This is a genomic window from Desulfosediminicola flagellatus, from assembly GCF_005116655.2.
GTDB lineage: Bacteria > Desulfobacterota > Desulfobulbia > Desulfobulbales > Desulfocapsaceae > Desulfopila > Desulfopila flagellata.
Window position 1 is genome coordinate 6,617,615 of sequence record NZ_CP050698.1, and the last position, 24,240, is coordinate 6,641,854.

25 protein-coding genes and 1 pseudogene are annotated in these 24,240 nt (G+C 44.0%); 15 read left to right on the forward strand and 11 right to left on the reverse strand.

All coding sequences use genetic code 11. The annotated features are described in order from the left end of the window. Positions 1-36: 36 nt before the first annotated feature. Positions 37-1,434 (reverse strand): ATP-binding protein, encoded by a 1,398-nt coding sequence (locus FCL46_RS27335; RefSeq protein ID WP_167505912.1) that lies wholly within the window; start codon positions 1,432-1,434, stop codon positions 37-39. Positions 1,435-2,010: 576 nt separating this feature from the next. Between FCL46_RS27335 and FCL46_RS27340 the strand changes: the two genes are divergently transcribed. From FCL46_RS27340 to FCL46_RS27375, 8 genes and pseudogenes are all read left to right on the forward strand, one after another. After that, complete coding sequence (locus FCL46_RS27340) at positions 2,011-2,598, forward strand: hypothetical protein (protein ID WP_136808188.1); 588 nt, start codon at positions 2,011-2,013, stop codon at positions 2,596-2,598. Positions 2,599-2,818: 220 nt separating this feature from the next. Further along, positions 2,819-3,889 carry a glycosyltransferase family 4 protein gene (locus FCL46_RS27345; RefSeq protein ID WP_136808187.1) on the forward strand — a complete coding sequence of 357 codons (1,071 nt, stop codon included), beginning with the start codon at positions 2,819-2,821 and terminating at the stop codon, positions 3,887-3,889. Positions 3,890-3,897: 8 nt separating this feature from the next. Continuing rightward, positions 3,898-6,063, forward strand: coding sequence for an amylo-alpha-1,6-glucosidase (locus tag FCL46_RS27350; protein WP_176371630.1), 2,166 nt, complete (start codon positions 3,898-3,900; stop codon positions 6,061-6,063). Between the two features lie 138 nt (positions 6,064-6,201). Next, positions 6,202-6,420: pseudogene (locus tag FCL46_RS27355) on the forward strand (patatin-like phospholipase family protein); the annotation flags it as partial. A gap of 213 nt (positions 6,421-6,633) precedes the next feature. Then, positions 6,634-6,831 carry a hypothetical protein gene (locus FCL46_RS27360; RefSeq protein WP_136808185.1) on the forward strand — a complete coding sequence of 66 codons (198 nt, stop codon included), beginning with the start codon at positions 6,634-6,636 and terminating at the stop codon, positions 6,829-6,831. A gap of 104 nt (positions 6,832-6,935) precedes the next feature. After that, positions 6,936-7,382, forward strand: coding sequence for an Hsp20/alpha crystallin family protein (locus FCL46_RS27365; protein WP_136808184.1), 447 nt, complete (start codon positions 6,936-6,938; stop codon positions 7,380-7,382). 195 nt (positions 7,383-7,577) lie between these two features. Further along, positions 7,578-7,964, forward strand: a complete 387-nt coding sequence (locus FCL46_RS27370; RefSeq protein WP_136808183.1) for an Hsp20/alpha crystallin family protein — start codon at positions 7,578-7,580, stop codon at positions 7,962-7,964. Positions 7,965-7,986: 22 nt separating this feature from the next. Then, positions 7,987-8,550 carry an Hsp20/alpha crystallin family protein gene (locus tag FCL46_RS27375; protein WP_136808182.1) on the forward strand — a complete coding sequence of 188 codons (564 nt, stop codon included), beginning with the start codon at positions 7,987-7,989 and terminating at the stop codon, positions 8,548-8,550. A gap of 157 nt (positions 8,551-8,707) precedes the next feature. Here FCL46_RS27375 and FCL46_RS27380 read toward each other — a convergent pair whose 3' ends face one another. From FCL46_RS27380 to FCL46_RS27400, 5 genes are all read right to left on the reverse strand, one after another. After that, positions 8,708-9,409, reverse strand: a complete 702-nt coding sequence (locus tag FCL46_RS27380) for an ABC transporter ATP-binding protein (protein ID WP_136808181.1) — start codon at positions 9,407-9,409, stop codon at positions 8,708-8,710. Next, positions 9,409-10,158, reverse strand: a complete 750-nt coding sequence (locus tag FCL46_RS27385) for an ABC transporter ATP-binding protein (protein WP_136808180.1) — start codon at positions 10,156-10,158, stop codon at positions 9,409-9,411. Before FCL46_RS27385 ends, FCL46_RS27380 begins: the two co-directional genes overlap by 1 nt. A gap of 2 nt (positions 10,159-10,160) precedes the next feature. After that, positions 10,161-11,144 (reverse strand): branched-chain amino acid ABC transporter permease, encoded by a 984-nt coding sequence (locus FCL46_RS27390; protein ID WP_136808179.1) that lies wholly within the window; start codon positions 11,142-11,144, stop codon positions 10,161-10,163. A 90-nt stretch (positions 11,145-11,234) separates the two neighbouring features. Beyond that, positions 11,235-12,149, reverse strand: a complete 915-nt coding sequence (locus FCL46_RS27395; RefSeq protein WP_136808178.1) for a branched-chain amino acid ABC transporter permease — start codon at positions 12,147-12,149, stop codon at positions 11,235-11,237. 97 nt (positions 12,150-12,246) lie between these two features. Then, positions 12,247-13,410, reverse strand: coding sequence for an ABC transporter substrate-binding protein (locus FCL46_RS27400; protein ID WP_136808177.1), 1,164 nt, complete (start codon positions 13,408-13,410; stop codon positions 12,247-12,249). 853 nt (positions 13,411-14,263) lie between these two features. On the opposite strand from FCL46_RS27400, the gene FCL46_RS27405 reads away from it, so the two are divergent. From FCL46_RS27405 to FCL46_RS27425, 5 genes are all read left to right on the forward strand, one after another. Further along, on the forward strand, positions 14,264-15,172 hold the full coding sequence (locus FCL46_RS27405) for a radical SAM protein (RefSeq protein ID WP_136808176.1): 909 nt from the start codon (positions 14,264-14,266) through the stop codon (positions 15,170-15,172). A 526-nt stretch (positions 15,173-15,698) separates the two neighbouring features. Continuing rightward, positions 15,699-16,175, forward strand: a complete 477-nt coding sequence (locus tag FCL46_RS27410; protein ID WP_136808175.1) for an RNA polymerase sigma factor — start codon at positions 15,699-15,701, stop codon at positions 16,173-16,175. Continuing rightward, positions 16,172-16,753, forward strand: coding sequence for an early set domain-containing protein (locus FCL46_RS27415; RefSeq protein WP_136808174.1), 582 nt, complete (start codon positions 16,172-16,174; stop codon positions 16,751-16,753). The genes FCL46_RS27410 and FCL46_RS27415 overlap by 4 nt, the downstream gene beginning before the upstream one ends. A gap of 8 nt (positions 16,754-16,761) precedes the next feature. Further along, a complete protein-coding gene (locus FCL46_RS27420) occupies positions 16,762-17,079 on the forward strand; it encodes a hypothetical protein (protein WP_136808173.1) in 318 nt (105 codons plus the stop codon). Positions 17,080-17,139: 60 nt separating this feature from the next. Then, complete coding sequence (locus FCL46_RS27425; RefSeq protein WP_176371631.1) at positions 17,140-18,198, forward strand: hypothetical protein; 1,059 nt, start codon at positions 17,140-17,142, stop codon at positions 18,196-18,198. Between the two features lie 491 nt (positions 18,199-18,689). On the opposite strand, the gene FCL46_RS27430 is transcribed toward FCL46_RS27425, so the two are convergent. The 5 genes from FCL46_RS27430 to FCL46_RS27450 form a co-directional block, all read right to left on the reverse strand. After that, positions 18,690-19,205 carry a GNAT family N-acetyltransferase gene (locus tag FCL46_RS27430; RefSeq protein ID WP_136808172.1) on the reverse strand — a complete coding sequence of 172 codons (516 nt, stop codon included), beginning with the start codon at positions 19,203-19,205 and terminating at the stop codon, positions 18,690-18,692. 39 nt (positions 19,206-19,244) lie between these two features. Beyond that, positions 19,245-20,042, reverse strand: coding sequence for a 5'/3'-nucleotidase SurE (gene surE / locus FCL46_RS27435; RefSeq protein WP_136808171.1), 798 nt, complete (start codon positions 20,040-20,042; stop codon positions 19,245-19,247). Positions 20,043-20,116: 74 nt separating this feature from the next. Next, the gene (locus FCL46_RS27440; RefSeq protein ID WP_136808170.1) at positions 20,117-20,473 is read right to left on the reverse strand and encodes an MmcQ/YjbR family DNA-binding protein; all 357 of its coding nucleotides are present in this window, start codon (positions 20,471-20,473) and stop codon (positions 20,117-20,119) included. A gap of 249 nt (positions 20,474-20,722) precedes the next feature. Next, positions 20,723-21,298: a rubrerythrin gene (rbr, locus tag FCL46_RS27445; protein ID WP_136808169.1), complete on the reverse strand. Its 576-nt coding sequence runs from the start codon at positions 21,296-21,298 to the stop codon at positions 20,723-20,725. A 14-nt stretch (positions 21,299-21,312) separates the two neighbouring features. After that, entirely contained in the window at positions 21,313-21,504 is a 192-nt protein-coding gene (locus FCL46_RS27450; RefSeq protein ID WP_136808168.1) for a ferredoxin, read from the reverse strand. Between the two features lie 285 nt (positions 21,505-21,789). On the opposite strand from FCL46_RS27450, the gene FCL46_RS27455 reads away from it, so the two are divergent. Continuing rightward, positions 21,790-22,740, forward strand: coding sequence for a hypothetical protein (locus tag FCL46_RS27455; protein WP_136808167.1), 951 nt, complete (start codon positions 21,790-21,792; stop codon positions 22,738-22,740). Between the two features lie 205 nt (positions 22,741-22,945). Next, a complete protein-coding gene (locus tag FCL46_RS27460) occupies positions 22,946-24,196 on the forward strand; it encodes a Coenzyme F420 hydrogenase/dehydrogenase, beta subunit C-terminal domain (protein ID WP_136808166.1) in 1,251 nt (416 codons plus the stop codon). The last annotated feature ends 44 nt before the right edge of the window (positions 24,197-24,240 follow it).

A 24,240-nucleotide genomic window follows, 5' to 3' on the forward strand; every position in this document is an offset into this window, starting at 1 on the left:
GAAGTGTAAACCAGAAATAGTAGAACTCAAGGAAATTCATAACTTTTTTGATATCGTGAAATAGAAACTTGCACCGATCCTGCCATCAGACCAACCCCATGTTTCTCCGTTATGCAGTTGAACCAATTCACTGATTATAGCTAGACCTAGTCCGGCACCTTCCACCGTGGTGTCAGTAGGGCTCCTTTTAAAATGAGCAAAAAGCTTTTGACAATCATCTGGCGGTATAGCATTGCCATCATTCAAAACACAAATAGTATGAAAGTCGTCTGTTTCCTGATAAGTTATCTCAATTCGACTAAGAGACTCGCCGCCATATTTTAGAGCATTATCAATAAAGTTTCTAATAATCCGCAGAAGAGCAATTCTATCTGCTCGGATTATTGATACCTGAGATGGATTTGACCAGTGTATATTTCTAGTCTGTAGCTGGCTGGTGTATTCATTCCTGACTGTTTGACACAATTGCAGGAAATCTAATTCTTCTATCACCAAAGGGTGTTCTTTAGCTGAAATATATACATTTATTTGCTCAACAAAATTTTCAATTTCAGCCGCTGATTGTGTTATTTTATCGCAGTAATTCAATCCTTTATCATTGAGGGTGTCCTTGTATTGTCTTTTTAACAGCTTCGTCAATCCATGTATGGCAATAACCGGGTTTTTCAAATCGTGGGCAACTGAATACGCAAACAGTTTGATTTTCTCACTCTCTTCCCGAAGATTTTTGGCTGCATCTACTTGTTCAAATATTCGTTTTCTACTTCGATGATATATGAAAAAAATGACACCAAATCCAGAGAATAAGAAAAATGTGTGACTGATCTGTAGTTTTTGAATAGATCTTTTTTCCATTTCACGATATGGCGCAAGAGATACGGACACACTCAATCCACCACGGACATCTCCTAAATTATAGCCTTGATGGGCATGACATTTTAAACAGCCAGGCTGTGTATACATCACTCTCATGAATCTTAGAAACTGCTGCCCTTCAATCTGTTGGACTTCAGCATATTCGTTATTGCCATTGTTGAATGTATGGAGTGCCTTAACTTCCCATTCATCCGGCGTATTTATAGGATTAAGTGCTTTCAGACTGGTAATGTTGCAATTTGCTGAATAAAGGTTTGAATAATGATTCATGACCTGTCGTAGCATATATGCCGGGTTCATCAAAGTGAGCTGTTTTCCGCTTGGAGTCACAATATCTCGTTCGGGAATATGACTGAGATATGTGTTTGGCGGAGTCTCTTCGGTTACAGGCACATAAAAGCCTTCATGGTCGGTAGCCCAGAAACGAAGGGCCTGGTCTTTGTCTAGAATTGTTAAGGCTTCTTTTTGCGCGAGTTGGAGGGTTTTTTCTTTTTCTGTTGTGATATTCCAATATGCTGAAATACAACATAGTACAGCCCAAATCAGTGCAATTACCAAGTATCTCCCTTCCAGTACGCCGGGCTTATATGTGTCAGGCAAGTGCTATCCTCCAATATTTGAAATATTGAGCTATATTTCTTAGAAAATATATCGCAGGACATTCATCGTTTTTATGCGTGATATCCGTACGTAGCCAATCCTAAAGATGATGGAGCATGGAAAATTGCGTAATAGTATTGATGTTCGTGGATTGTTTAATCTGGAAATTTGCGTTCCGTGCCAGTATGAACTGCAATGGATACTAATATCCATTGCTAAGGTTGCCACCGAAACTCAGCCTGTAAAAAAACAGGTTTTAAAGGTAGTGTATTCCTCCCTTCCTAACACCTGCCTTTAAAACCTGCTGATGATTAGGAGTAATTGGATCGATCAAACTCAATTTAGCTTTGAGGGATGAGGATTGACTTCTCAATGCACGATGAATAGTATTCAATTTTAAACCCAATTTCAATGGGGCTATTGAAAATACTAGTTATTTTTGATTATCCAGGTAGGGGTAGTTACTTATTACCTGAATCCAGCGACCTGTATTATATTCACTTTTTCTATGTCCAGTTAGTATAAGGAGTAGATATGTGGAGAAATAATCGTAGGTTAACAGGGGATGTCTCGTATTTTGTCAATAATCTGGCATCTTACACGCATGTAGACGTAGGTTTCATCCATAAAGCTCTCGCTCTTGTAAAGAGCAACGATTCTGAAAATGTTTCGGCGATCAACAGGATTACCCAAATCCTTGTTGACCAGCAGGTTGATGCGGTCATCGTAATTTCTTTCCTGTTTGCTCCTATACTATGGGAGCAATCTATATCCTGCAGAGATATTAATAATTCTCAGGCACCATGTTTTGAAAAGTATTCAGAAAAATATTTTGCTGTAGCAGTAGAGGCTGCCAATGTATCAGTTCTGGGTGATTTTCGCCTAACAATCATGTTGATTGCATTTGTTTTGCTTGATCTTGAATCAACGCCAAACTGTGAGCACTCATGCAACATTAAAAGAGCTGATGAAATTTTATGTTATGTAGTTCGCATCGGGCTCAGATCAATTGTTCATACTGTTCCCGAGTGCTATGGAATGTTAGGTATCCTGCGCGGTCATTTCCATCCGGTACTGCAGCACATTGGCAGTATAAATGGAGAAAGGGAGTTCTGGCGGTAGGTTAGCAATTCCAAAGTAATTGAGAAGGCAGTGAATTAGTCAAAAAGTATTTTGCATCAGGCAAAGTGAATGTATTTTTTCAACTGCTTAGACAACAATTAAATAACGAAATATTACTAGTGTAATCGTTGAACCATCTGCTGACGTTTCGGATGGGAACTAACCAAAAGATTTCTGTATCAGCCATTGTGTAAAAGAGCGTTTAACGGAGGTTATTGGCATGTATATAGCTCAAGTTGCACCACTACATGAAAGTATTCCACCACAATTGTATGGAGGCACAGAGCGAGTTGTATCGTATCTTACGGAGGAGTTGGTTAAGAGAGGCCATGATGTGACCCTCTATGCGAGTGGAGATTCGCGTACCAGCGCAAAACTTATTCCTTTGATCGATAAATCATTCAGGCTGAATCCTGTTTTTGGCAATATTCTGGCGCTGAATGTTCTGCAGCTTGAACTGCTTTTGCAAGATGCTGATGTGTATAATTATGACATCATTCACTTTCACACCGACTATCTGCATTTCCCTCTTTCAAGACGAGTTCCGGGCAATCAGGTAACAACGTTACATGGCAGGCTCGATCTTCCTGAGCTTACCATGATATTTAATGAGTATAAGGAAATACCTGTTGTATCAATTTCAGACAATCAACGTCTGCCTCTGCCAATGGCAAACTGGCAGGGCACTGTATACAACGGCATTGATGCGACCCCGTATACATTCCAACCACATCGCGGTCGCTATTTGGCTTTCCTGGGTAGAATTTCCCAAGAGAAGGGTGTGGAAGAGGCTATTGAGATAGCACTTCGCTGCGGTATGGAGTTACGAATAGCCGCCAAGATAGATTCTATCGATAAAGCCTATTGTAAAGAACGGATTGAACCTTTTTTTAAACACCCCCTCATTTCGTATATAGGTGAGATCAACGAGTTGGAAAAATCTACTTTTTTAGGAAATGCAGCAGCTTTGCTCTTCCCTATTCGATGGCCTGAGCCGTTTGGTCTGGTAATGATTGAGTCGCTGGTTTGCGGTACGCCGGTGATCGCCTTTAATAAAGGGTCTGTTCCTGAAATACTTGAGAATTTTGTTAATGGTTTTATCGTCAATTCAGTCGATGAAGCTGTAGCGGCCGTTGGCAGGTTGGGGCTCATAAGTCGCCATCGTTGCCGTGAAACGTTTGATAAGCGCTTCAGTGTTTCAAAAATGGTAGATGGCTACCTTGAGGTGTATCATAACCTGCTGTCAAACACATATATCCCTTCTGACGAAGTAGTCTATCAACACGTTTGAGAATTGCTATGGAAGAAGTCATACGAATTAACGATGACTGGTATGTCAAAGCAGGTTCCTCCAGGTCTGACCTGCAGACACGTATTCTCAAAGATGGAGAGGCCTTTGCTATTTTTGATAGATTTGGTGACATCCAGTCTATAGGGTTAGGTGAACAAGGTATATTTTTTGAAGGAACACGATACCTGTCACAACTTGAGATGCTGATTAATGAACGGCGGCCAATGCTTCTGAATTCATCCACTTCTCATGATAATACCTTGCTCGCAATCGACCTGACGACTCCGGATATGTACGATGCCGGACAGCTCTATCTCGGGAAAGGCAAACTGCATATCTTTCGTTCGAAATTGCTCTGGAATGACCAGTATTACGAGAATATTCGTTTCACAAATTATGATCAGGTGAACTTCTCGTTTAATATCAGCTTCTTTGTGGATTCGGATTATGTAGATATTTTCGAAATTCGTGGGGTTGAGAGAGCAAAAAGAGGTGTCATGCAGGAGTTGGAGTCGCAGAAGTGTCAGATTACGCTGGGCTATACAGGGCTTGATAGCATCCTGTATCAAACACATGTTGAATTTGATCCGGCACCGGCACGTATCAAAAAGAATCTGGCAACCTACTCGTTATCGCTCAATGCTCAGGAGTCTAAAGAGATTTGTTTGCGTGTATCATGTAGTAAACAACAGGAAGTAAAGAAAACAGTCACATTTACAGAGTCATATGAGAGTTGTTGTAAAAAAGCCATTGCCACACGAACAGCTTTTGTAGATGTATTTACTTCCAATGAACAGTTTAACGACTGGTTGGGAAGGTCTGCCGCAGATCTGCGACTGTTGATATCTGATACAGGTAACGGCCTGTACCCCTATGCCGGTATACCCTGGTTCTGTACTCCCTTCGGTAGAGATGGGATAATTACAGCCCTCCAGAGTCTGTGGATATATCCGGATCTTGCACGGGGGGTATTGCAATATCTTGCCTATCATCAGGCCACGGAATGTTTGCCTGACAGTGATGCTGAGCCGGGAAAAATTCTGCACGAAACCCGCAAGGGCGAAATGGCTGCATTACAGGAAATTCCATTTGCACACTACTATGGAAGTGTTGATTCTACCCCGTTGTTCCTTGTGCTTGCAGGGAGATATTTTGATAGAACGAGCGACATTGAGTTCATAAAGAAGCTCTGGCCAAACCTTCTTGCGGCCCTTGAGTGGATCGAAAAATATGGTGATTTGGATAATGACGGTTTTGTTGAATATGAGCGAAAGTGTGCTCGCGGAATTTTACAACAGGGCTGGAAGGATTCGAATGATTCTATTTTTCATGAAGATGGCTCAAATGTAACGGGTTCTGTAGCACTCTGTGAGGTTCAGGGATATGTGTATGATGCCAAAATACAGATGTCACGATTGGCTGGTTTATTAAATTATTCTGATATGTCCACAAAACTGGAGCTCGAAGCAGCAGCCCTGAAGGAAAAATTTCATGAGCACTTCTGGCTTGATGATCTTCAAACCTATGCTATAGCCCTGGATGGTGATAAAAATCAGTGCAGGGTCCGTTCATCCAATGCAGGACACACGCTTTTTTCTAATATTGCCCGGGAGGATGTGGCGAAAACAGTAGTACAAACGTTATTGTCGCCAAATTCTTTCAGTGACTGGGGTATCAGAACTATCGCTGCAGGAGAGTCCCGTTACAATCCCATGTCCTATCATAATGGTTCAGTCTGGCCGCATGACAACGCACTCATTGCATTGGGAATGGCGCAGTATGGATTTATGACCGAAGCTTCACTTATCCTGACAGGGCTTTTCAACACAGCCATTGCTGTTGACCTGCAACGGTTGCCTGAACTTTTTTGTGGATTTCATAAGCGCCATGATCAGGCTCCCACTCTTTACCCCGTTGCATGTGCACCCCAGGCCTGGGCCAGTGGTGCTATATTTATGATGTTACAGGCTACTCTTGGTTTGACGTTTTCTCATCGGAAACCTGAAATCAGATTTAAGCGCCCCTTTTTACCAGACTATATGGATTCTATTCGAATATCGAATCTGAAGGTCAGTAGCGGTGAAGTAGATCTTCTTATACAGCGCAATCTGCATAAGGCTGGTGTTCATCTTATTAGAAAAACAGGAGATGTCGAAGTGGCAGTAGTTATGTGATGATTAATCCAAAGGCTGAGAACGATACATGTTCTTTGTAGAGAAAAACGACTATGTCATCTCCAAAAAACGTCGGGCTTGTTCTTGGCTGTGGGGCCTCCTGTGGCTGGGCTCATATAGGTGCCATTGAAGCACTTGAGGAAGCTGGAAACTGATCTTGAGAGAGGAGAAAAAGGTGTTCTTAAAACAGGTAGCCTTGTCGAGGCTCTCAGAGCCACAATGTCCTATCCCGGACTTTTTGCACCAGCATGCATTAAAGGACGTTGGTTTGTGGACGGTGGTGTGGTTGATCCTGTACCTGTAGGAGCCGCACGAGCAATGGGTGCCGGAGTTGTTATAGCAGTAGACCTGAATAGCAGAATAGTCTCACGTAATGCCGATTTACATCCTGTTGTCTCTATAGAAAAAGTACAAGAACCACTCCGGGGAGGAAACAAATAGAACTTCGAACTTATTGAAAAGATACTGACGTTTTACGAGCGATACGAAGAAACATTTAAGGAGAAAAGCATTACACACTTTAACCTGCATAGTCGATCATTGTATGTGATTGATATTATTCAAACAATCATGACATCAATCAGTATCATGCAAGAACGGATAACCCGTATAAATCTGGCTGTAGACCGCGCAGACATCTTGATTCAGCCACGACTTGGAGAGCTGAAAATGATGAATTTTGATCAGGTCGAACACGCTATAGAGGAAGGCTATCTGGGGGTAAAAGAGAAACTCGAAGACATTAAAACACTCATGGCATCACTTTGACCGGTGCCTTAGTGAGAATTTCCAGTGGTATTGCGATTAAGAATATGCCTACCCGTCAGGTGGTGCGTATTAAACCACCATAAAATCAATAAGGAGGTACTATCATGTTGACGCTATGGAGTGATATCAATCGAATGTTCAGGACTGTGGATCTTCTTCAGGACAGTATCAACGGGATGCTCTCCGAGCTTAACCGGTCGTATCGTCTTGGAACCGGCCTAACTTCAGAAAGGGGGATGGTGAGAACTAATCTTTACGATCTTGGTGGTAAATTTGAGATCATAGCAGAGGTTCCCGGATCTACCAAAGACGATTTGAATATTAAAATTCAGGGAAACTATCTTGAGTTGAGCGGGGAGAAAAAATCAGACATTCCAGAAGGCTACTCAACCCACCGGATGGAAAGAGAGACAGGGACATTCACCAGAAGTTTTACTCTGCCAGCCGATGTAAACGTTGATGGTGTTGAAGCAACAGTGAAAAATGGGATGCTCCGACTGGTACTGCCAAAGTCAGAAGCTGCTAAACCTCGACAGATTACTATTTCGTAGAGCGTGTAACTACATCATGTATCCGGGAGCCTGTCCGAGAATGGCCTTTATAGGGAGTTTCGCTTCGGAAATTTCAAAAAATGCTGTTGGTAATATCATTTGAATAGCAGTACGTAGTTTGTGAAAATATCCCGATTTTGACCAAAAGTCTAATTCTCGAATACCCCCTGGTAAATTTCAAATGGAGGTTGTGTCATGAGTAATACATCTGAAATAATGAAAAGAGAGGAAACAACCCCTGAAAAGACCCGTCAATTGGATACAGTCAGCCCTAATGTAGATATATTTGAGAATGATGACGAGATCCTTCTTCACGCTGATATGCCTGGAGTAAATAAAGAGAACGTATCAATTAATATCGATAATGGCAAATTGACACTCAGTAGCACGAGGCAGCTTGAAACACAAGGCGCAGCGACGTGGGAAGAGTTAGGTGATGTCGAGTATTACAGGGTTTTCTCAATACCACAGTCTATAGATATATCTCAGGTCAATGCTGTATTGAGTAATGGGGTTCTTCAACTGCACCTGCCTAAATCTGAAACTGCAAAACCCAAACAAATTGAGATCAAGGCAGCCTGAATCAGAGTATAGGAGGCTGGTTATGGACATCAAAAAACTTGCACCATGGAATTGGTTTCAACACGAAGAAGAGAAAAGCACACTTCTTCCTGACAAGGTCTCCCGGATGGGCAGCCAACCGGAAAGATCCTTCAACGATCCGTTTCAGCGTCTTGACGCGATTGATAGAATTTTCGATGAAGCACTGGGAGAATCGAGATGGCCACTACCTGCATTAAATCATCTGCTTACACCGCTTGCCGGATCGGATATGGTTAAGCCGTATATGAATATCGGAGCAAATGATAAGGAGTATACTATCACCGTCGAGGTGCCCGGGGTAAGAGAAAAAGATATAGCTCTTGAGCTCTCCGGTAACTGCCTGGTGATCAAAGGCGAAAAGAAACAGGAAAATGAAGATCGCCAAAAAAATTATTACCGTATGGAGTGCTCATACGGTTCGTTTCGCAGGACATTAACACTCCCTGAAGATGCTGTTGATGAAAAAATCGATGCAACCTTTAAAGATGGGGTACTGACGATATCCATACCGCGGAAAGATCGACCATCCAAAGAATCACGAAAGATACAAATAACAGAACGTTAAAAGAGTGGAGGCTAACCCGGATTTCTCATCAGTTCAGACGGTATCTGGTTCATGAGAAATCCGGGTTTGATCCAAAGGTATACGATGTGATCGGCAGTATTATCGAGTTGTAAATAGGTTTACCTGCATGATGTTTTTGCTGCGTGTCATGAGTATATTACACACCAAGATATCTTGAGCTTAATTCCTTTTCCACCCTAAATTCTGCAGTAGTTCCGCTCCAGACGACTTGCCCTTTTTCCATGATGTAATGACGGCCGGCAATAGCCATCAGCGATTCAAGATTTTTATCAATTACCAGAATAGCTAAGCCTTTTGATTTAAGAATGGTAAGCCCCCTCCAGATCTCTTCACGAATAAGTGGCGCAAGACCTTCAGTGGCTTCATCAAGAATCAGAAGACGTGGGTTAATCATCAGTGCCCTGCCAATAGCGAGCATCTGCTGTTCGCCGCCGGAGAGCTGATTGCCATAATGCTTCAATCGCTCTTTCAGGCGTGGAAATATCACGAAGATATCTTCAATGTCATATGGCTTTTCAGCTTTGTTCCAGTTTGAGGCTGTTGCTACAAGATTTTCATAGACTGTCAGGTTTGGAAAGATCTGTCTGCCTTCGGGGACAAGGCCGATACCAAGGCGTGCGATTTTATAACTGTCCAGTTTTTCTATACGCTTTCCCTGAAAGGTTATTGTTCCGCTCGAGGCCGGGGTTAAACCCATTATAGAACGTATAGTTGTACTTTTCCCCATGCCATTACGACCCAGAAGGGTGACGACTTCCGATGGGTTGATAGAAAGTGAAACCCCGAACAGTACCTGGCTGGAACCGTATGATGTTGTTACTTCGTTCAGTTGCAACATTATGCATCCTCCCCAAGGTATGCTTTTCGCACGAGTGGGTTGGAACGAATCTCGTCGGGTGTGCCGGTGGCGATATTTTCACCATTCACAAGAACAGTTACCCGGTCTGCAAGTGAAAAAACCACATTCATGTCATGCTCTACCAGGAGAATAGTCAACTCTCCTTTCAGGCTGTTGATAAGTTGTGCTAGTGCCACGGTTCCACCCGGTCCCATTCCGGCCATTGGTTCGTCCAGAATAAGTAACTCAGGGTTGCCGATTAGCGCCATACCCACTTCAAGCTGGCGTTTTTCACCATGAGAGAGGTGAGCGGAGATGGTTTCTGCCTTGGCAGTAAGGTCAACACGCTCAAGAGCAAATGGTAACTCTTTTCTTACCTTGTCTGCATTGAATGCTTTGCGCCAGAATCTGAAATTATGATTGTACTGGGCTAGGATGGACAGCACCATATTTTCGGCAACGGTGAGGTCATCGAAAATTGAGGTGATCTGATATGAGCGGGCCAGGCCGAGTCGGGCGCGTTGATACGGTTTAAGTCTGGTGATGGAACTATCGCCAAGCATTATGGTTCCACTATCCGGAAGTATGTCACCGCTCAATTGATTGACCGTTGTTGTTTTGCCTGCACCGTTAGGCCCGATCAGAGCATGGATATGCCCTCGCATTACAGAAAAAGATAAATCATGTGATGCCTTAACTGCGCCGAAGGATTTATTCAGGTGTTGGACATCAAGGAGTATATTGTTCATCGTTATTTTCTCCACCCGATCAGCCAGCCGATTACACCATGTTTGGCAAAGATAACAACGAGTATCAGGATCGGGCCCATAATCACCATCCAGTGTTCGGTATACATAGCCAGCACCTCTTCAAGCAGAAGAAAGAGCGTGGCACCGGCAACAGGGCCGTAGAGTGTGCCGAGACCTCCCAGGAGAACCATGACCATCAACTCTCCGGAAAGTGTCCAGTGCAATAGTCCGGGACTGACATATTCCGATTGATTGGCAAGTAGTGCACCGGCAAGCCCTGCACCTGCTCCGGCAAGAACAAAACAGGCAAGTTTATATCGGTAGGAATGTATTCCAAGTGCATTGAGTCGCCTGTCGTTATTCTTAGAACCACGCAGAACAAGGCCGAATCGCGATCGGGAGAGACGAACGGTAAACACCAGGAATAGGGCAAGAAAGATGAGGCAGAGGTAATAGAAGTGCAGATCGTCGGCCAGGTCAAGACCGGGCAGGGTGACTCTTGAATAGAGCGAAAGGCCGTCATCGCCGCCATATTTCCCTAAAGATATGAAAAAATAATAGAGCATCTGCGCAAAGGCCAGGGTGATCATGATAAAATGCATGCCGGTAGTGCGCAGGCTGAGGGCACCGAAAATCAGAGCAAATATTCCTGCTATTATGACAGCTGCAGGAAAGACAATGAGTGCATTATCGGTTCCCTGTATCAGAAAGGGCCAGGTCAGTAGTGGTTCTGCTTCAAAGCCATGCTGATAGAAAATCCCGACAACATATGCACCGATTCCTACATACGCAGCATGGCCAAGACTCACCAGACCTCCAAAACCTATAAGCAAATCAAGACTTACAGCGGCAATGGCATAAATCAGTATCCGGCTGAAAAGAGAGAGCAAATAGGGTTGATCAGTAAGATTTGCCGCGATTGGTAGAAGCGCAAAGAACAGTGCTCCGATGACGATCACAATAGTATGGCGATTGGGTAATTGCATTAGCCTGAAAATTTCATTGTAGTAGAATTCTGGTTGTTAGTAATTAATCGTTATGCTTTTGTTTATAGGTGTTTTCATGAAATATTCAGGCTAGCTATGTACGGGAAACAATCCGCGGGGTTTCCAGATGAGTATGGCCGCCATAAGGAGGTAGATTGCCATAGACGCAAGTGAGGCTGCTGCACTGTCGGCACTGGACGTTTCAAGGAATAGCTTGAAGATTGTGGGTAAAAATGCCCTTCCAAGGGTGTCGACCATCCCGACAAGCAAGCCGCCGATTACAGCACCTTTAATAGAACCGATTCCTCCAATGACAATCACCACAAAGGTAAGAATAAGAATAGATTCCCCCATGCCGGATTCAACTGCAAGGATGGGACCTGCCATAACACCGGCAAGTCCAGCCAGCAATGCACCAAGCCCGAAAACCAGGGTGTATAATAAGGAAATATTCACCCCAAGAGCCCCGATCATCTCGCGATTAGATGCACCTGCACGAATCCGCATACCAAGTCGGGTGCGGGCAAAGAGATACCAGAGCAGGAGTGCTACAGCGATCCCCGTAACGATAACTGCAAGTCTATAGATTGGATAATAGAGTCCGGGAAGCAGTTCGATGGTTCCTGCAAGCCATGCAGGAACATCCATAAAGAGCGGTTGCCGTCCCCAGATGATTCTGGCCAGTTCGTTAAAAAACATAATCAGGCCGAATGTTGCCAGTACCTGATCAAGGTGCTCACGTTTGTACAAGTGCCTGAGCACAGTGGCTTCGACAATCATACCAACTATTGCCGCAGCGAGAAGAGCAGCGACGATACCCAGCAGAAAGGATCCGGTATAGGCGGCAACAGTGGCACCAACATAGGCACCTACCATATAGAATGAGCCATGAGCCAGATTGATAACCTGCATGATGCCGAAAACCAGTGTCAAACCTGCAGACATCAGAAACAAAGTGATCCCCAACTGAAGACCGTTCAAAATTTGTTCAAGGACTAATATCATTACACTCTACGAAAAAGGAGCCTCAGATGAGGCTCCATAAAGCTTGTGTCACGTCATGTATACGTTGACGCGACGTATATATTATATCATCAGTGAGTTACATTGAGCACTCGGCTGAGTATGCATCTCCATGATTAGAAAAGACCTTTTTGACAGTCTTGTTGGTGTAACCGGACTCAGTTTGAATCACCTCACGGATATACAGATCCTGGATGGGATGCTGATTGTTGCCAAAAGAAAAGTTTCCTCTGACTGAATCAAAATCTGCCTTTTTCACTGCAGCCTTAAATGCATCGAGGTCAGAGAGGTCACCTTTTACAGCAAGAAGGGCACTGGCTATAAGGCGGGCAGTGTCGTAACCCTGAGCTGCATAGAGTGTTGGCATACGATCATATGCAGCCTGATACGCAGCAACGAATTGCTTGTTTGCAGGGTTATCAATGTCGTGGGTCCACTGGGAACCGTTGAGCACACCAAGAGCAGCAGGGCCAACAGCCTTCAGGATACGTTCATCAAATGAAAATGCAGGTCCATAGACTGGAATGGATTCCTGCAGGCCTGACTGTGAATACTGTTTGAGGAAATTAATTCCCATACCGCCCGGCAGAAAGAAAAATACCGCATCAGGCTTTGCTGCACGCAAGGATGCAATCTCTGCTGCATAGTCGGATTGGCCAAGCTTGGTGTAGACTTCTCCGGCAATTTTTCCCTTATAGTAGCGCTTAAATCCGGCGAGATGGTCTTTTCCTGCAGGGTAATTAGGAGCGAGCAGATAGACATTGGAATGCCCGGCTTCTGTAACATATTGGCCGACCACTTCATCAAGATTGTCGTTCTGGTAGGAAACACTGAAGTAGTTTGGGCTGCAGTTTTTACCTGCAAGTTTGGATGGTGCTGCGTTGGTGCTGAGATATACGACGTCATCGCGAACAACTTTTGGTACAACAGCCATAGCAACATTTGAGAAGACGATACCGGTCATGATTTTGACGCCATCTTTTTTAATGAAGCGTTCTGCGATCTGCTTACCTTTTTCAGGTTTACGTGTGTCATCTTCAACCAGCAGCTCTACGGGAATCCCCCCGAGTTTTCCGTCTTCCTGGTTTATCGCCAGCTGGAAACCGTCACGAATATCTTCACCAAGGTATCCTGCTTTGGTGGAAAGTGTTGTAACCATTCCGATTTTGACAGGATCAGCAGCAAGCGCATGCCCGGACATCAGCAGACCTGCAGTAAGTACAGCAGATACGAACTTTTTCATTGGACCGTCCTCATGAGAAAAATTGAGCTACAAAGGATTGTATTACTCGAAAAAAAGGTGGTTACTAAAGAGCGTAACTCGTCAGTAAACCATTTTGATTGTGTATAAAGTGTAGCTTGTAAGATTGTATAAACATCAAGAGACTAGAAAAACACGCGAAAAGATGCAAGCTAAAAAAAGACCTGTGTAAACGTGTCGCCCACTTTTGTTTAATATTAATAGGTAATAACTGGTCAGTTGTGAATTTATGAAGGATTTGGCGGGGTGTGGGTAAATGATGAAAAAAAAGAATGCGGGGGCTGTGATAACCGTGTTTCGGCGTATTCCAAGATGGTATAAAGTTAATCAAAAACAACGAAGTGCTCTTTGTCAGAATACATATTGAAATTGATCGATTCTGTAATCCCAAGAGATCTAACCCGGTTTATTCATCAATACAGGTTTTTGCAGGTTGCGGCACAAGCCACACCATTGTAGTAAATTGGCGCAAGTGGCTTGTAGCGCTGTAGATACTGAAAAAGTGATTAAAATGAAGGTTGGTTTATACTTGTGATTCAAAAACACCCTGTCATTTTGGGTTAATGATTTTATGTTATGAAATCATGCTGATGCTGTTTGTTGGGGAGTGATGAGCAATGTGAATACAATAGAACGAAAAATAGTAACTAATCAGCAGCACCCCACCTGCCCCCGATCGGGACGCTTCGCATAGGCATACTATAGCCAATCGTCCCGCTTGAGGCCATCTGGAGCACTGCTAAACAGTTACGGCCTACAGAAAAGGGTACGTATGAGGTCTTGACTGAATAGTTACGAAAAATATAAAATTAGTTCAGAGAGTAAGACGGATTGTATGCGAAAAATAGCGTTCGGGTATTCGACCCGCTGTAATATACGGTGTGCACATTGTGTGGCTGCAGGAGAGAAACCTGCCAGCACCAAAATGGAACTGAGCCAGGCAAAAAAAATCATCAGGGAGATGGCGGCCGCAGGTGTTGGTGGAATAAGCTTTACCGCCGGTGAACCGCTAATCTATTTTGACGATATTCTGGAACTCATAGATGTGTGCAGTGAAAAGAATATCTACACCAGAGTGGTCACCAACAGCTTCTGGGCCAAAACGCCTGAAATTGCTCTTGATCATGCTCAACAATTAAATGAAAGTGGACTCTGCCAGTTACGACTGAGTTATAGCCGATGGCATCAGGAGCATGTACCTGCTCAGAATGTTCTTAATGCTGCTTGTGCGGCAGCTAAGTCCGGAATTGACTGTTTTGTCTCTTTTGTCACAGATTTCAGCAAGGAAGATGATTCGTATGAACAGTTTCTACGTGATAATAGACTGAAATTCTTCCCGGAACCTGTCATCTATTCGGGGCGGGCGGAAGGGTTTGGCAGAAAATCAATTTTCACCGACTTTCAGGAAAACCGTTGCGCGATGAATCCTTATCTGGCACCAGATCTCACTATGTATGCATGTTGTGATGCTGGGAGTCACTTCACTGCGACCAGTTTTTTTGAGTTGGGAAATCTGGCAAATTCATCCATCGAAGATCTTTTTGCAAAAAGTGAAAATTGCCCACTCTATAACTGCATTCGCAGCATGGGTATTACCACTATTGCTTCGTATGCAGGGCTCAAATCGCGGGAGATCATAACCTATAGAAAGTGTGAACTATGCGAAAAGCTGTTTAATAATCCTGCAAACCTGAAAATGATTGAGAAAGCTGCTTCCGGTGCGTTGCAATACTGGGTCAGGTAGGTCTTCACGGTACGCTTTGAAATTGTTGTTAAGCAGATAAATGTGATAGGCTTTTGGTATATGAAATCGAATTCATCACTTATCATGAGTCGCGGTTGTTCACATATAATTATATGCTTTCATCACCACTATTTTCTCTGTCAGTTGTAACTATTTTCCTGACCAGTCGTTATACCTGTAAAGTGCAACCTATTAGTGTTTGCGATCTTCCCTCTGAAAAAAAGAAGCCGAGTCGCTCAAGGGGGGGGAGGAGAGGCGACTCGGCAAGAAGCTAATCGGGTAGGGTTGAGGTCAGGATATCAACAGGATGTGTAATTTGTATATTACCCCGATTGAAAAGCTTCTAAGATCAGCATGTTATTAATACGCTGTCTATGCATTAGTAAACGTTCGGCAGATAAAAAGGTTACAAAGTATGATGCTCTTTTTCGATTTCTCAAAAGGAAACGAGAGGATATCTGATGATGAGATCACGAGACATTCCCAGGAGGTCGGTGCAGGTGTGAGTTTTCAGGCCGGTGTTTAAGTGAAAAAGTTCACAGAGTTTTATTCTACCCATAAAGATAGGCTGTTTGGGTATCTGCTTAGAAAGACGGGTAACTATCAACTTTCTGCTGATATTATGCAGGAGAGCTTCGTTAAGTATCTGGAGATGTATAAAACCAGGGAACGAAGCACTGCCTTGTTGTTTACAATCAGCAGAAACCTGTTGATCGATCAGTTTAGGAGGCAGAGACCGGAGACGGAATTTAAAGATGAAAAGCATAGCAGCTCTAACGGTCAAGAGCAGCAATACCTCATTCGGGAAGAAGCACGAAGAGTGCTTGATGCTATCCAGCAGCTCGATAAAGAAGATGCAGATATTCTTTCGCTGGTAGTAACAAGTAATCTCTCTTATGCAGAAATAAGTAAGGTGACGAAACTTTCAGAGGCGAATGTGAAAGTACGAGTGCATAGATCGAGATTGAAATTACGAGATATTTTGAAAGAGGTGGAACGATGAAAGAATACCTGATTAGTCAGTTTTTGGATAACGGGCTTAACCTTGATGAAAAGGAGCAATTTGTAGAATCTGTCCGCCATGATGAATTCCACAAAGAGACTATTGAGCTGATACAGCAGGAGAAACTTTTACGAAGCTGTATGGTTGCAGAATACCCTGAGCCATCGAAGGTAACACTTGGACAACGGTTTAGACTGTTTTTTTTCGCCTATCATCCTGCTTGTGCAGGTTTTACTCTCGCAATGCTAATTATTGCTGCAATATTCACATCCAATAGCCGCGATCAGGTGATCATGCCAGCTGAATATTCAAACATTCAGCACAGATTCGTTCTCTATCTTCCTGATGCGGATTCGACCTCGCTTGTAGGCAATTTTTCAAACTGGGAACCGATCCCGATGCAGAAGGTGGATGACTCAGGCTACTGGACGACAAATGTAAATCTTTCGCCGGGAGAGTATCGGTACAGCTATCTCACTGAAGAGGGAAAGAAAATTGCAGATCCGACAATTCTGGATAGGGAATATGACGATTTTGGAGGCGAAAACACCGTTATCAGTATAGGGACTGCAATATGAGGATATTGATGTCTATAGCATTGATTTTTTCTGTGTATATAAGTGGCTGCTCAATGCACACAGTGAAATCCACCGCAACAAACGATGTGAGCTTGAAACTGTTTCGACCATTTGCTGATTGTGTTGATTTTTATTCTTCAGACACAGGGTTTTCTCCCCGGCGGGCAGAGAAAACTATCTGGGGGAATTGGGTTGTGCATGTTCCTGATTCTAAAGAGTTTAAATACTTTTATGTTGTTGATGGCAAGGTGGTCTTGCCTGATTGTGCATTCAAAGAACAGGATGATTTTGGGCGATTTAATTGTGTATATACTATTTCTTTGTAACCTGCAGGTTGCTTGTTCGTTATATGTGTAACGACTCTCCTAAAATCATTGAGGATAGCTATGACTTGCAAAAAAACGATATTGACTGGAATCCTGTTAGTGATGGTTACTGCCGGATCGGTTCTGGCAGATCAACTGCCGGAAAACTGGTCAAACGAGCTTAAACAAAGCACAATAACGCTGATGGCTCAAACCGGGGATCAGACGCAACCGATGCTCATGACAAAAAGTATGGTCCAGGCGCGATATCAGGAACGCCAGATCATTCAGGTCCAGAACCGTATCAAAGCCAGTATAGATGAAGGTCTGCCTGCAGAACCGCTCATGCTGAAAGTACGTGAAGGTCTAGTTAAACAGGTTAATCCTGATCAGATTCTGCAGGCCATGGAGCGCGTGCAGCATAGATATCGGGAAGCTCACAGGCACGCTAAGCACCTGGCTGACGATCAGACCAGAGAAGCCGTATCAGGCTTAATTGCTGATATTGATGCGGCAGGAATGAAAGAGCAGGATCTCGATAAAATAGTTACTTCCCTGAGGGCGCGGCATAGTAAAACAGTTCGGGTAACAACACGTCGTCAACTTAATACCGGATCTCTTGAATTGGCAAGAGACCTTGTCCGGGTTGGTGTTACACCTTCTTTGACTGCGGATGTTGTGAGTGGAATATTAAAGAAAGGTGCCTCGGTTGAAGAGTTAAATGCAATAGCGAATGATCTCAAAGCTAACCGTAATAGAAGAACTGCAAATGAACAGGTGATGCTATGCCTGCAAGCTATTAGGCAGGAGCAAACAGTAGAACAGGTTATGAGTCGCGTAAAAGAACAGACACGAACCAACAATAGTTACGGTTCTTTTTCCGACGGACAGGATAATAGTAATGGTAGTAGCAGGTCCGGCGGAAGTGGTTCGGGTAATCAGAGTGGAAGCGGAAGCGGTGGAAGCTCTGGTGGAAGTGGTGGTTCAGGCGGCTCAGGCGGCTCAGGCGGCTCAGGCGGCTCAGGTGGATCAGGTGGTTCTGGTGGTTCTGGCGGCGGTTCTGGAAGCAGCGGAGGCGGAGGTTCGGGAAGTGGTAGCGGTGGAGGAGGTAGTGCTGCTGGTGGGGGGAGGGGCCGCTAGTAGTTCTGGCGGCGGATCTACCACAGGCAATGACTCTGGCGGCGGCAAGAATTAGCCCCTTTTTTTTTGCCTGAATTTCTGATTTTCAATTATATAGTTGCATCGTGATAAGCTGCTGGAAAGAGCAATGTTTACTTTTATACACCAATGATCAGGAGGTACGCTGATCATTGGTGTTTTTTTTGGGGGGAAAGCTGATTGTTGAGTTGATGGCCCTTTTCGTATCAGGGGTGTCTGCGGCTTTCGCTGCTATATCAAGGCACTCGCACTTGCAACAATACATTGTATACGCACTACATTTTCGGATTGTCCATCTTCACCCCTCAAATTGAAGTAATAGAGATGTAGTGAAATAACATGGAAGTACAGTTTTTTAGGTGATCCCTGCCAAAACATAACAATACCTTTTGGACCTGTTTGTTGAGACGAAACGCACATTCATAAACAACTGCAGCTGTGTTGGCCTTTTTATCTGAATAGATTGAACTTATTTATGTCGAAAGTTGTTGAACAGTTGAGTTATTGGAAAAGACATAATTGGTATGGCTTTCTCCTGATAAATTAAAGTCTGCCAATCCAACGTGTTCAAACCCGATATGTTTGTAAAAGCTGATGGCTGATTCATTATGAACCCAGGTTGTTAACCATAGCGTATCTCCACATGCTTTTTGAGCAGCATTGACCAGCAATTTACCAATACCCTGTTTCTGGAAAAGATGATGAACATACAGGGTTTTTATCTCATTTCCATATCTCTCGGAATTCTCAAATTTTGATACCAGGTTGATAGTTATAAACCCGACGAGGTGATGGGCCTGAAATGCAAGATAGAGTGCATAATCATGGCTTTTATGAAATTTCATGAACTGTTGAGGGGAAAACTCTCTAAGCACATAGTGGGAAATTTTGTCTCGAATTCCAGTTTTTGCATAGGTGTTCAGCCACACCTGAATTGCCAGTGCTGAAAGATTTTCATAATCTGTATGTTCGATTTCTCTGATCTGCATCGCTCTTCTCGGGCAGCCTCCTGGCAGGTGTCTATCGTGTTAAGGAGTTAACATGGAGATGAGTGTTTGTTGCTCAACCCGTGAAGTCATATCAAGGCTGATAGGGGTGACTGATACCACCTTATCTATAGCGAGTGCGTAAATATCCGACTCAGAATTGATATTGTCCTTATCGAATTGTATATTCACCCTGCCGTCACCTAATCTGCTGTTGATTGATCCATTCTCAATGATTTTCGAATAATAATGGCTTCTGGCAAGAGTTGTCAGCTTCCACGGGGTTGAGGGTGATGCGCTGTCGGGTACATCAATTTTGAGAAGATCGACATCATCGGGCATTTTTGAACGCAATAGAGATTGGGCGAATAGGTTGAGAAAATATGAGGATGCCGACCAATCCTGGTCAGTGTAATTATGGTGCGAAGAGACGTCTGTCTGCATTGATATCGCAATTCCTGGCACCCCGAAACTCGCTCCTTCCAGAGCAGCCCCAACTGTCCCGCTGCTCGTGATATTGGTGCCCATATTTTCCCCATAATTAATTCCGGAAATCAGCAAATCAGGTTGTTTGTTGCTGAGTATTGTCCTGAAACCATGACGCACGATAAATGCAGGTGAACAATCGCAATGATAGGCTTCGATCTTTGTTCCGTTGACACTGTAGTCTCGTGCTTCAAGCGCCAGATGTTTCTTGCCGAACAGGCCTCGGCCTGTACCGGTCTGCTGAACACTCGGGGCAAGAATTATTACCTCTCCAAGTGGTAATACGGCTTCTACGGCGGCTCTTAGGCCTGGTGAATCAATACCGTCGTCATTTGTAACGAGTATTTGTGCCATAACGTCCTTTGAAAACTATCAGGTGTTGTATTATTGTTATGTTATATCGAAGATATGCGTTGTGTGTATTGTGCTTACAGTGTCTCAAGATGGGATTTATCTTTCTTTGTGAGTTTATTAACCACCAACGTGTATGAGTCGTCGACAAGATCACAAAGCATTTCCAACGGTAATTCACCCGTGAGTGATATGGTAATCCAATGTTTTTTGCTCATATGGTAACCGGGTATAACGGATTCGAATTGACTGACGAGCATAGCACCATCTTCAGGTATGCACTTAAGCGTAACCCGGGGCACATTCTCATGTTCTGCCAGAAGAGCAAACATTTTACCCATCACTTTGAATACCATAGCCTCGGGGCCAAACGGATAACTGCTCTCTGCCCCTTTAAGGCTGGCAAGATACTTTTCAACAGCTGTTATACTCATAATGCAACCTGTGTAGTGGTGTCGGATAGTAACTGTCTGCAATGTTTTTAGATGTTCTGCGGGGTGAGAACGAGCAGGAACGTTTGAAATCAGAATGTATTGAGGAGAAATCCGGACTAAGGTTACCCAGATGACCCCGGAAAGCTGGAATCATCTGAGTATAGAGCGGGCTGCCCAAAGCTACCCGGGAGTCAGTCGATGTGCAATCCCGGCAGGCGCGGAAGACAATTCTTGCTGCTGCTTGTGCACCTACCAGCTTTTTACGGATAACTCAAAATAGCCTTGTGGGCGGACACACGCCGGACATTTATCCGGTGCTTCGGTACCATAGTGGATGTAACCACATCCGAGGCACTTCCACTTCTGCTCATTATTCCGAAAAAATACCCTGTTGTTATCGATATTGGCCGCCAGTTCCCTGAAAAGCTCCTCATGATGTTGCTCTGCCACACTGATAGCATCAAAGGTGTCGGCGGCGCGGGCAAACCCTTCTTCGTTGGCCACTTTGGCAAAACCTTTGTACATAACATCATGAACATAGAGTTCAAGCTCGGCCGAAGATATCAGGTTTGAACGCGTGTCTTCGATAACGCCAGTCGGAAATGGCCACGTTGTTTCAAGCTCTCCGCCATTGAAGAATTTGAAAAACCTCAGGGCATGTTCATATTCCTGATCGGCTGTCTCATCAAAAAGTCTGGCGATCTGGATATAGCCGTCATCTTCGGCCCGACGTGCAAAAAAATTATATCGAGTTCGAGCCTGTGCCTCTGCAGAAAAAGAAATCAGCAGATTCTTTGCGGTGTTGCTTTCTTTGAATTTTCCCATGATACGACTCAGGGTTATTCGATTATTTCGATTGCATCTGCGCCGCACTCGCTGGCAGCCTTTCGTACGATATCTTCATATTTTTCAGGGATTTCATCAAACTTAACGATTGATAGGAGCTGGTCTTCATCATACTCGAATACGTCTGGACACAGTTTGTTACAGTGTCGATCGCCCATGCATTGACTCGTGATTTTTACTTTCATGTTTATCTCCTGTTGAAGTTATACAGTACATCAAAGTTTATAGAGGACTTCCTGGCGCGATAGATGATTTACCTGCGTGAATCCGGCCAGGTGAAGCCTCACGGCGTGATGTATCATCATCATTCGAAGTTATAGCCTATGGTTGAGAAAAAAGCATTATAGAACACCAATATCTGGTCAGGTTTGTTGTGAGCAGGGATAGCTGGTAATAAAAGACAGCTGGAAAAGAGTGTAGGGCGATACCAAAATAGTAGAAACTAAAGAATTCGTACATATACTATTGGCATGACCGCACTAACCATCTGTTATTCCACACATCGCCCGGAAACACTGGGCCTTACTGCCCGAATCATGCAGACTCATGACTGCATATTTTTAGAAGAACCGACTCATCCTGAATTTCAGGGGATGCTTGCGGGACGTATTGATCCTGAAGTTCACATGATGGAACTCGATCTTGGTTATCCGGTTTTTGCCTTAAAACAATATCGATTGTTACAGTTGCTCAGTCAGGCAGGAAAACAAATCGAACAAGTTGAACCGTACCTTGAGCATCTGGTTGCTATCCAGGAATTTTTTGCAGATGGAAATTCTCCAGCAGATCTGGACAGATCGTCAGAGCAGTACCTTGTGTATTGTAGTGAAAAAGAAGTTACCGGGCTGCTGATAGATTATTACAAGGTTGTGAAAGGCGATGACTTTTGTACCATTCTCAAAAAAATGCAGGAGTTCGCTATAGCAGATGCAGCGCGTTTTTTACTACGGGATTCACTGAGAGCCCGTGAGATTGTGAACCGGTTGCAGTGTGGCAATCATATCTATATAGAATCGGGTTCTATTCATTTAGCCCTGTATAAATACCTCAAAGAGATTATTCCTGATAACTGTTCATTGCATGTCGCTTTTATTGAGCGTGAGGCCATGCGTTATCTCGGCGTAACTGGAAACATGTTTAGCCCGGGAGATGAACTGACACTTTCATATATATTTGGCAAAAAACAGCGTCAGGACCGTCAGGATCTCCTTTGTGCTCAGGCGCTGATCTATTCAAAGCTTGTTCGAAAAGATGAGATACGTCCATCTGATATAGGATATCCACACACTAGAAATGACTTGGAAACCACAAAAATTGTCAGGCAGCTTTCAATAACTGACTGTCGCGAATTGTTTTACAGGATTCGTTCGCATAGCATTGAAGATTCCTGGTCTATTCTAAGAAAATCTACCAAAAATTAGAAGATCATACGATTGTTATAGAAGCAGGATGGTTGAAGAAAGTGTTTCTTGGTATGGGATCTTGAGTAGGAGAATGCATATTTTGTGAAAAACTCCTCAATTGTGACATGTTCTCTCAAATATGAAACCTGACATGTTGAGGATGTCTCTGGTCTGTGGCATTGATGTGTTTGCAGGAGAATCTTTTCTCTATCGGGATTGACTGATGAGTCGTAAGATCCACACAATTCAAGATGTAGTAGACTGGAATCTTTGTGTTGGCTGTGGTGCATGTGTTGCAATGTGCACGCATAACCATGGCACTACATTAGAAGACATTGGCAGTGTAGGAATTCGCCCGAAGTTTACCGGCGATTATTGTAAACACTGCAGTGACTGTCTTTCGATTTGCCCGGGGTACTCCATTGATGCCAGTGAAGTTCGGGACACTGAGCTCGAAACAGCCATTGAAAATCTGCTTGTTGGAACATACCACGCTCTCTATGAAGGCCATTCTGCTGACCCATACATTCGCTATACCGGTTCATCGGGCGGGGTGTTGACATCGCTTGCTGCCTATTGTCTCGAGCAGGAAGGGATGGATTTTGTGCTTCACACGGCTATGAATCCTGATGAACCCTGGAAAAACAGAACTGTAATCAGCAGGAGCCGGGAAGAGCTGATAGCACGAGCAGGTTCACGCTATTGTACATCTTCTCCGTGTGAGTGGCTGGATCGCATTGAAAATAATGATAAGCCATGTGTGTTTATCGGAAAGCCATGTGACGTTGCTGCGCTAACAAAGGCTCGCAGGGTACGACCTGAGCTGGACAGAAAGGTTGGACTTGCCATGTCTTTTTTTTGTGCTGGAACACCATGCTCCGACGCAGTGATGGAGCTCGCCAACACACTTGGAGCTGATACTCAGGATATATCCTCGGTGCATTTTCGCGGGCAGGGGTGGCCGGGGAAGTTCAGGGTGAATAGAGGTCCTGAAAGTGAGCCTATAACCAATACATATATAGATACCTGGAAAAAGCTTTCCAGAAGACGTCCCTTTAGATGTCATATATGCCCTGACGGGATGGGCCAGCTTTCTGATATCGTTTCGGGTGATGCCTGGAACCGGTACACAGGAACGGGTGAGAACCCGGGTTTATCCCATGTGATTGTGAGAACAGCTCATGGTCGTGAGATACTTAAGAAAGCCGAAGATGCGGGATATCTGAATCTTCTTACCATAGAGCCTGATGATATTATCGAGGCACAGGGGCTGGTGTTGCGCCGCACAATGGCTTTCGGTCGAATCGTAGGTATGAAACTTACTGGAGCACCGACCACCGAGTTTAAAAATTTTCATCTCTTGCAGGCGTGGCTGAAAAACAATCCTTCCACTATGCTCATAAGTATTTTCGGAACCCTTAAGAGAATGGCTTTACGAGGGTTATATCGAAAAGGTACATCCTACTACCGCTAAAAAGATGAATCCCCCCGAACCACATTGAAAATCAGATTCGGGGG

What these genes read in the sequence shown, in the direction of transcription:
- FCL46_RS27400 (WP_136808177.1), bottom strand. Translation starts at nt 13,410, where the DNA reads ATGAAAAAGTTCGTATCTGCTGTACTTACTGCAGGTCTGCTGATGTCC.
- FCL46_RS27345 (WP_136808187.1), top strand. Translation starts at nt 2,819, where the DNA reads ATGTATATAGCTCAAGTTGCACCACTACATGAAAGTATTCCACCACAA.
- FCL46_RS27440 (WP_136808170.1), bottom strand. Translation starts at nt 20,473, where the DNA reads ATGAGTATAACAGCTGTTGAAAAGTATCTTGCCAGCCTTAAAGGGGCA.
- FCL46_RS27375 (WP_136808182.1), top strand. Translation starts at nt 7,987, where the DNA reads ATGGACATCAAAAAACTTGCACCATGGAATTGGTTTCAACACGAAGAA.
- FCL46_RS27455 (WP_136808167.1), top strand. Translation starts at nt 21,790, where the DNA reads ATGACCGCACTAACCATCTGTTATTCCACACATCGCCCGGAAACACTG.
- FCL46_RS27420 (WP_136808173.1), top strand. Translation starts at nt 16,762, where the DNA reads ATGTCTATAGCATTGATTTTTTCTGTGTATATAAGTGGCTGCTCAATG.
- FCL46_RS27370 (WP_136808183.1), top strand. Translation starts at nt 7,578, where the DNA reads ATGAGTAATACATCTGAAATAATGAAAAGAGAGGAAACAACCCCTGAA.
- FCL46_RS27395 (WP_136808178.1), bottom strand. Translation starts at nt 12,149, where the DNA reads ATGATATTAGTCCTTGAACAAATTTTGAACGGTCTTCAGTTGGGGATC.
- FCL46_RS27460 (WP_136808166.1), top strand. Translation starts at nt 22,946, where the DNA reads ATGAGTCGTAAGATCCACACAATTCAAGATGTAGTAGACTGGAATCTT.
- rbr (WP_136808169.1), bottom strand. Translation starts at nt 21,298, where the DNA reads ATGGGAAAATTCAAAGAAAGCAACACCGCAAAGAATCTGCTGATTTCT.
- FCL46_RS27360 (WP_136808185.1), top strand. Translation starts at nt 6,634, where the DNA reads ATGACATCAATCAGTATCATGCAAGAACGGATAACCCGTATAAATCTG.
- FCL46_RS27405 (WP_136808176.1), top strand. Translation starts at nt 14,264, where the DNA reads ATGCGAAAAATAGCGTTCGGGTATTCGACCCGCTGTAATATACGGTGT.
- FCL46_RS27350 (WP_176371630.1), top strand. Translation starts at nt 3,898, where the DNA reads ATGGAAGAAGTCATACGAATTAACGATGACTGGTATGTCAAAGCAGGT.
- FCL46_RS27380 (WP_136808181.1), bottom strand. Translation starts at nt 9,409, where the DNA reads ATGTTGCAACTGAACGAAGTAACAACATCATACGGTTCCAGCCAGGTA.
- FCL46_RS27415 (WP_136808174.1), top strand. Translation starts at nt 16,172, where the DNA reads ATGAAAGAATACCTGATTAGTCAGTTTTTGGATAACGGGCTTAACCTT.
- FCL46_RS27390 (WP_136808179.1), bottom strand. Translation starts at nt 11,144, where the DNA reads ATGCAATTACCCAATCGCCATACTATTGTGATCGTCATCGGAGCACTG.
- FCL46_RS27365 (WP_136808184.1), top strand. Translation starts at nt 6,936, where the DNA reads ATGTTGACGCTATGGAGTGATATCAATCGAATGTTCAGGACTGTGGAT.
- FCL46_RS27430 (WP_136808172.1), bottom strand. Translation starts at nt 19,205, where the DNA reads ATGCAGATCAGAGAAATCGAACATACAGATTATGAAAATCTTTCAGCA.
- surE (WP_136808171.1), bottom strand. Translation starts at nt 20,042, where the DNA reads ATGGCACAAATACTCGTTACAAATGACGACGGTATTGATTCACCAGGC.
- FCL46_RS27425 (WP_176371631.1), top strand. Translation starts at nt 17,140, where the DNA reads ATGACTTGCAAAAAAACGATATTGACTGGAATCCTGTTAGTGATGGTT.
- FCL46_RS27385 (WP_136808180.1), bottom strand. Translation starts at nt 10,158, where the DNA reads ATGAACAATATACTCCTTGATGTCCAACACCTGAATAAATCCTTCGGC.
- FCL46_RS27450 (WP_136808168.1), bottom strand. Translation starts at nt 21,504, where the DNA reads ATGAAAGTAAAAATCACGAGTCAATGCATGGGCGATCGACACTGTAAC.
- FCL46_RS27340 (WP_136808188.1), top strand. Translation starts at nt 2,011, where the DNA reads ATGTGGAGAAATAATCGTAGGTTAACAGGGGATGTCTCGTATTTTGTC.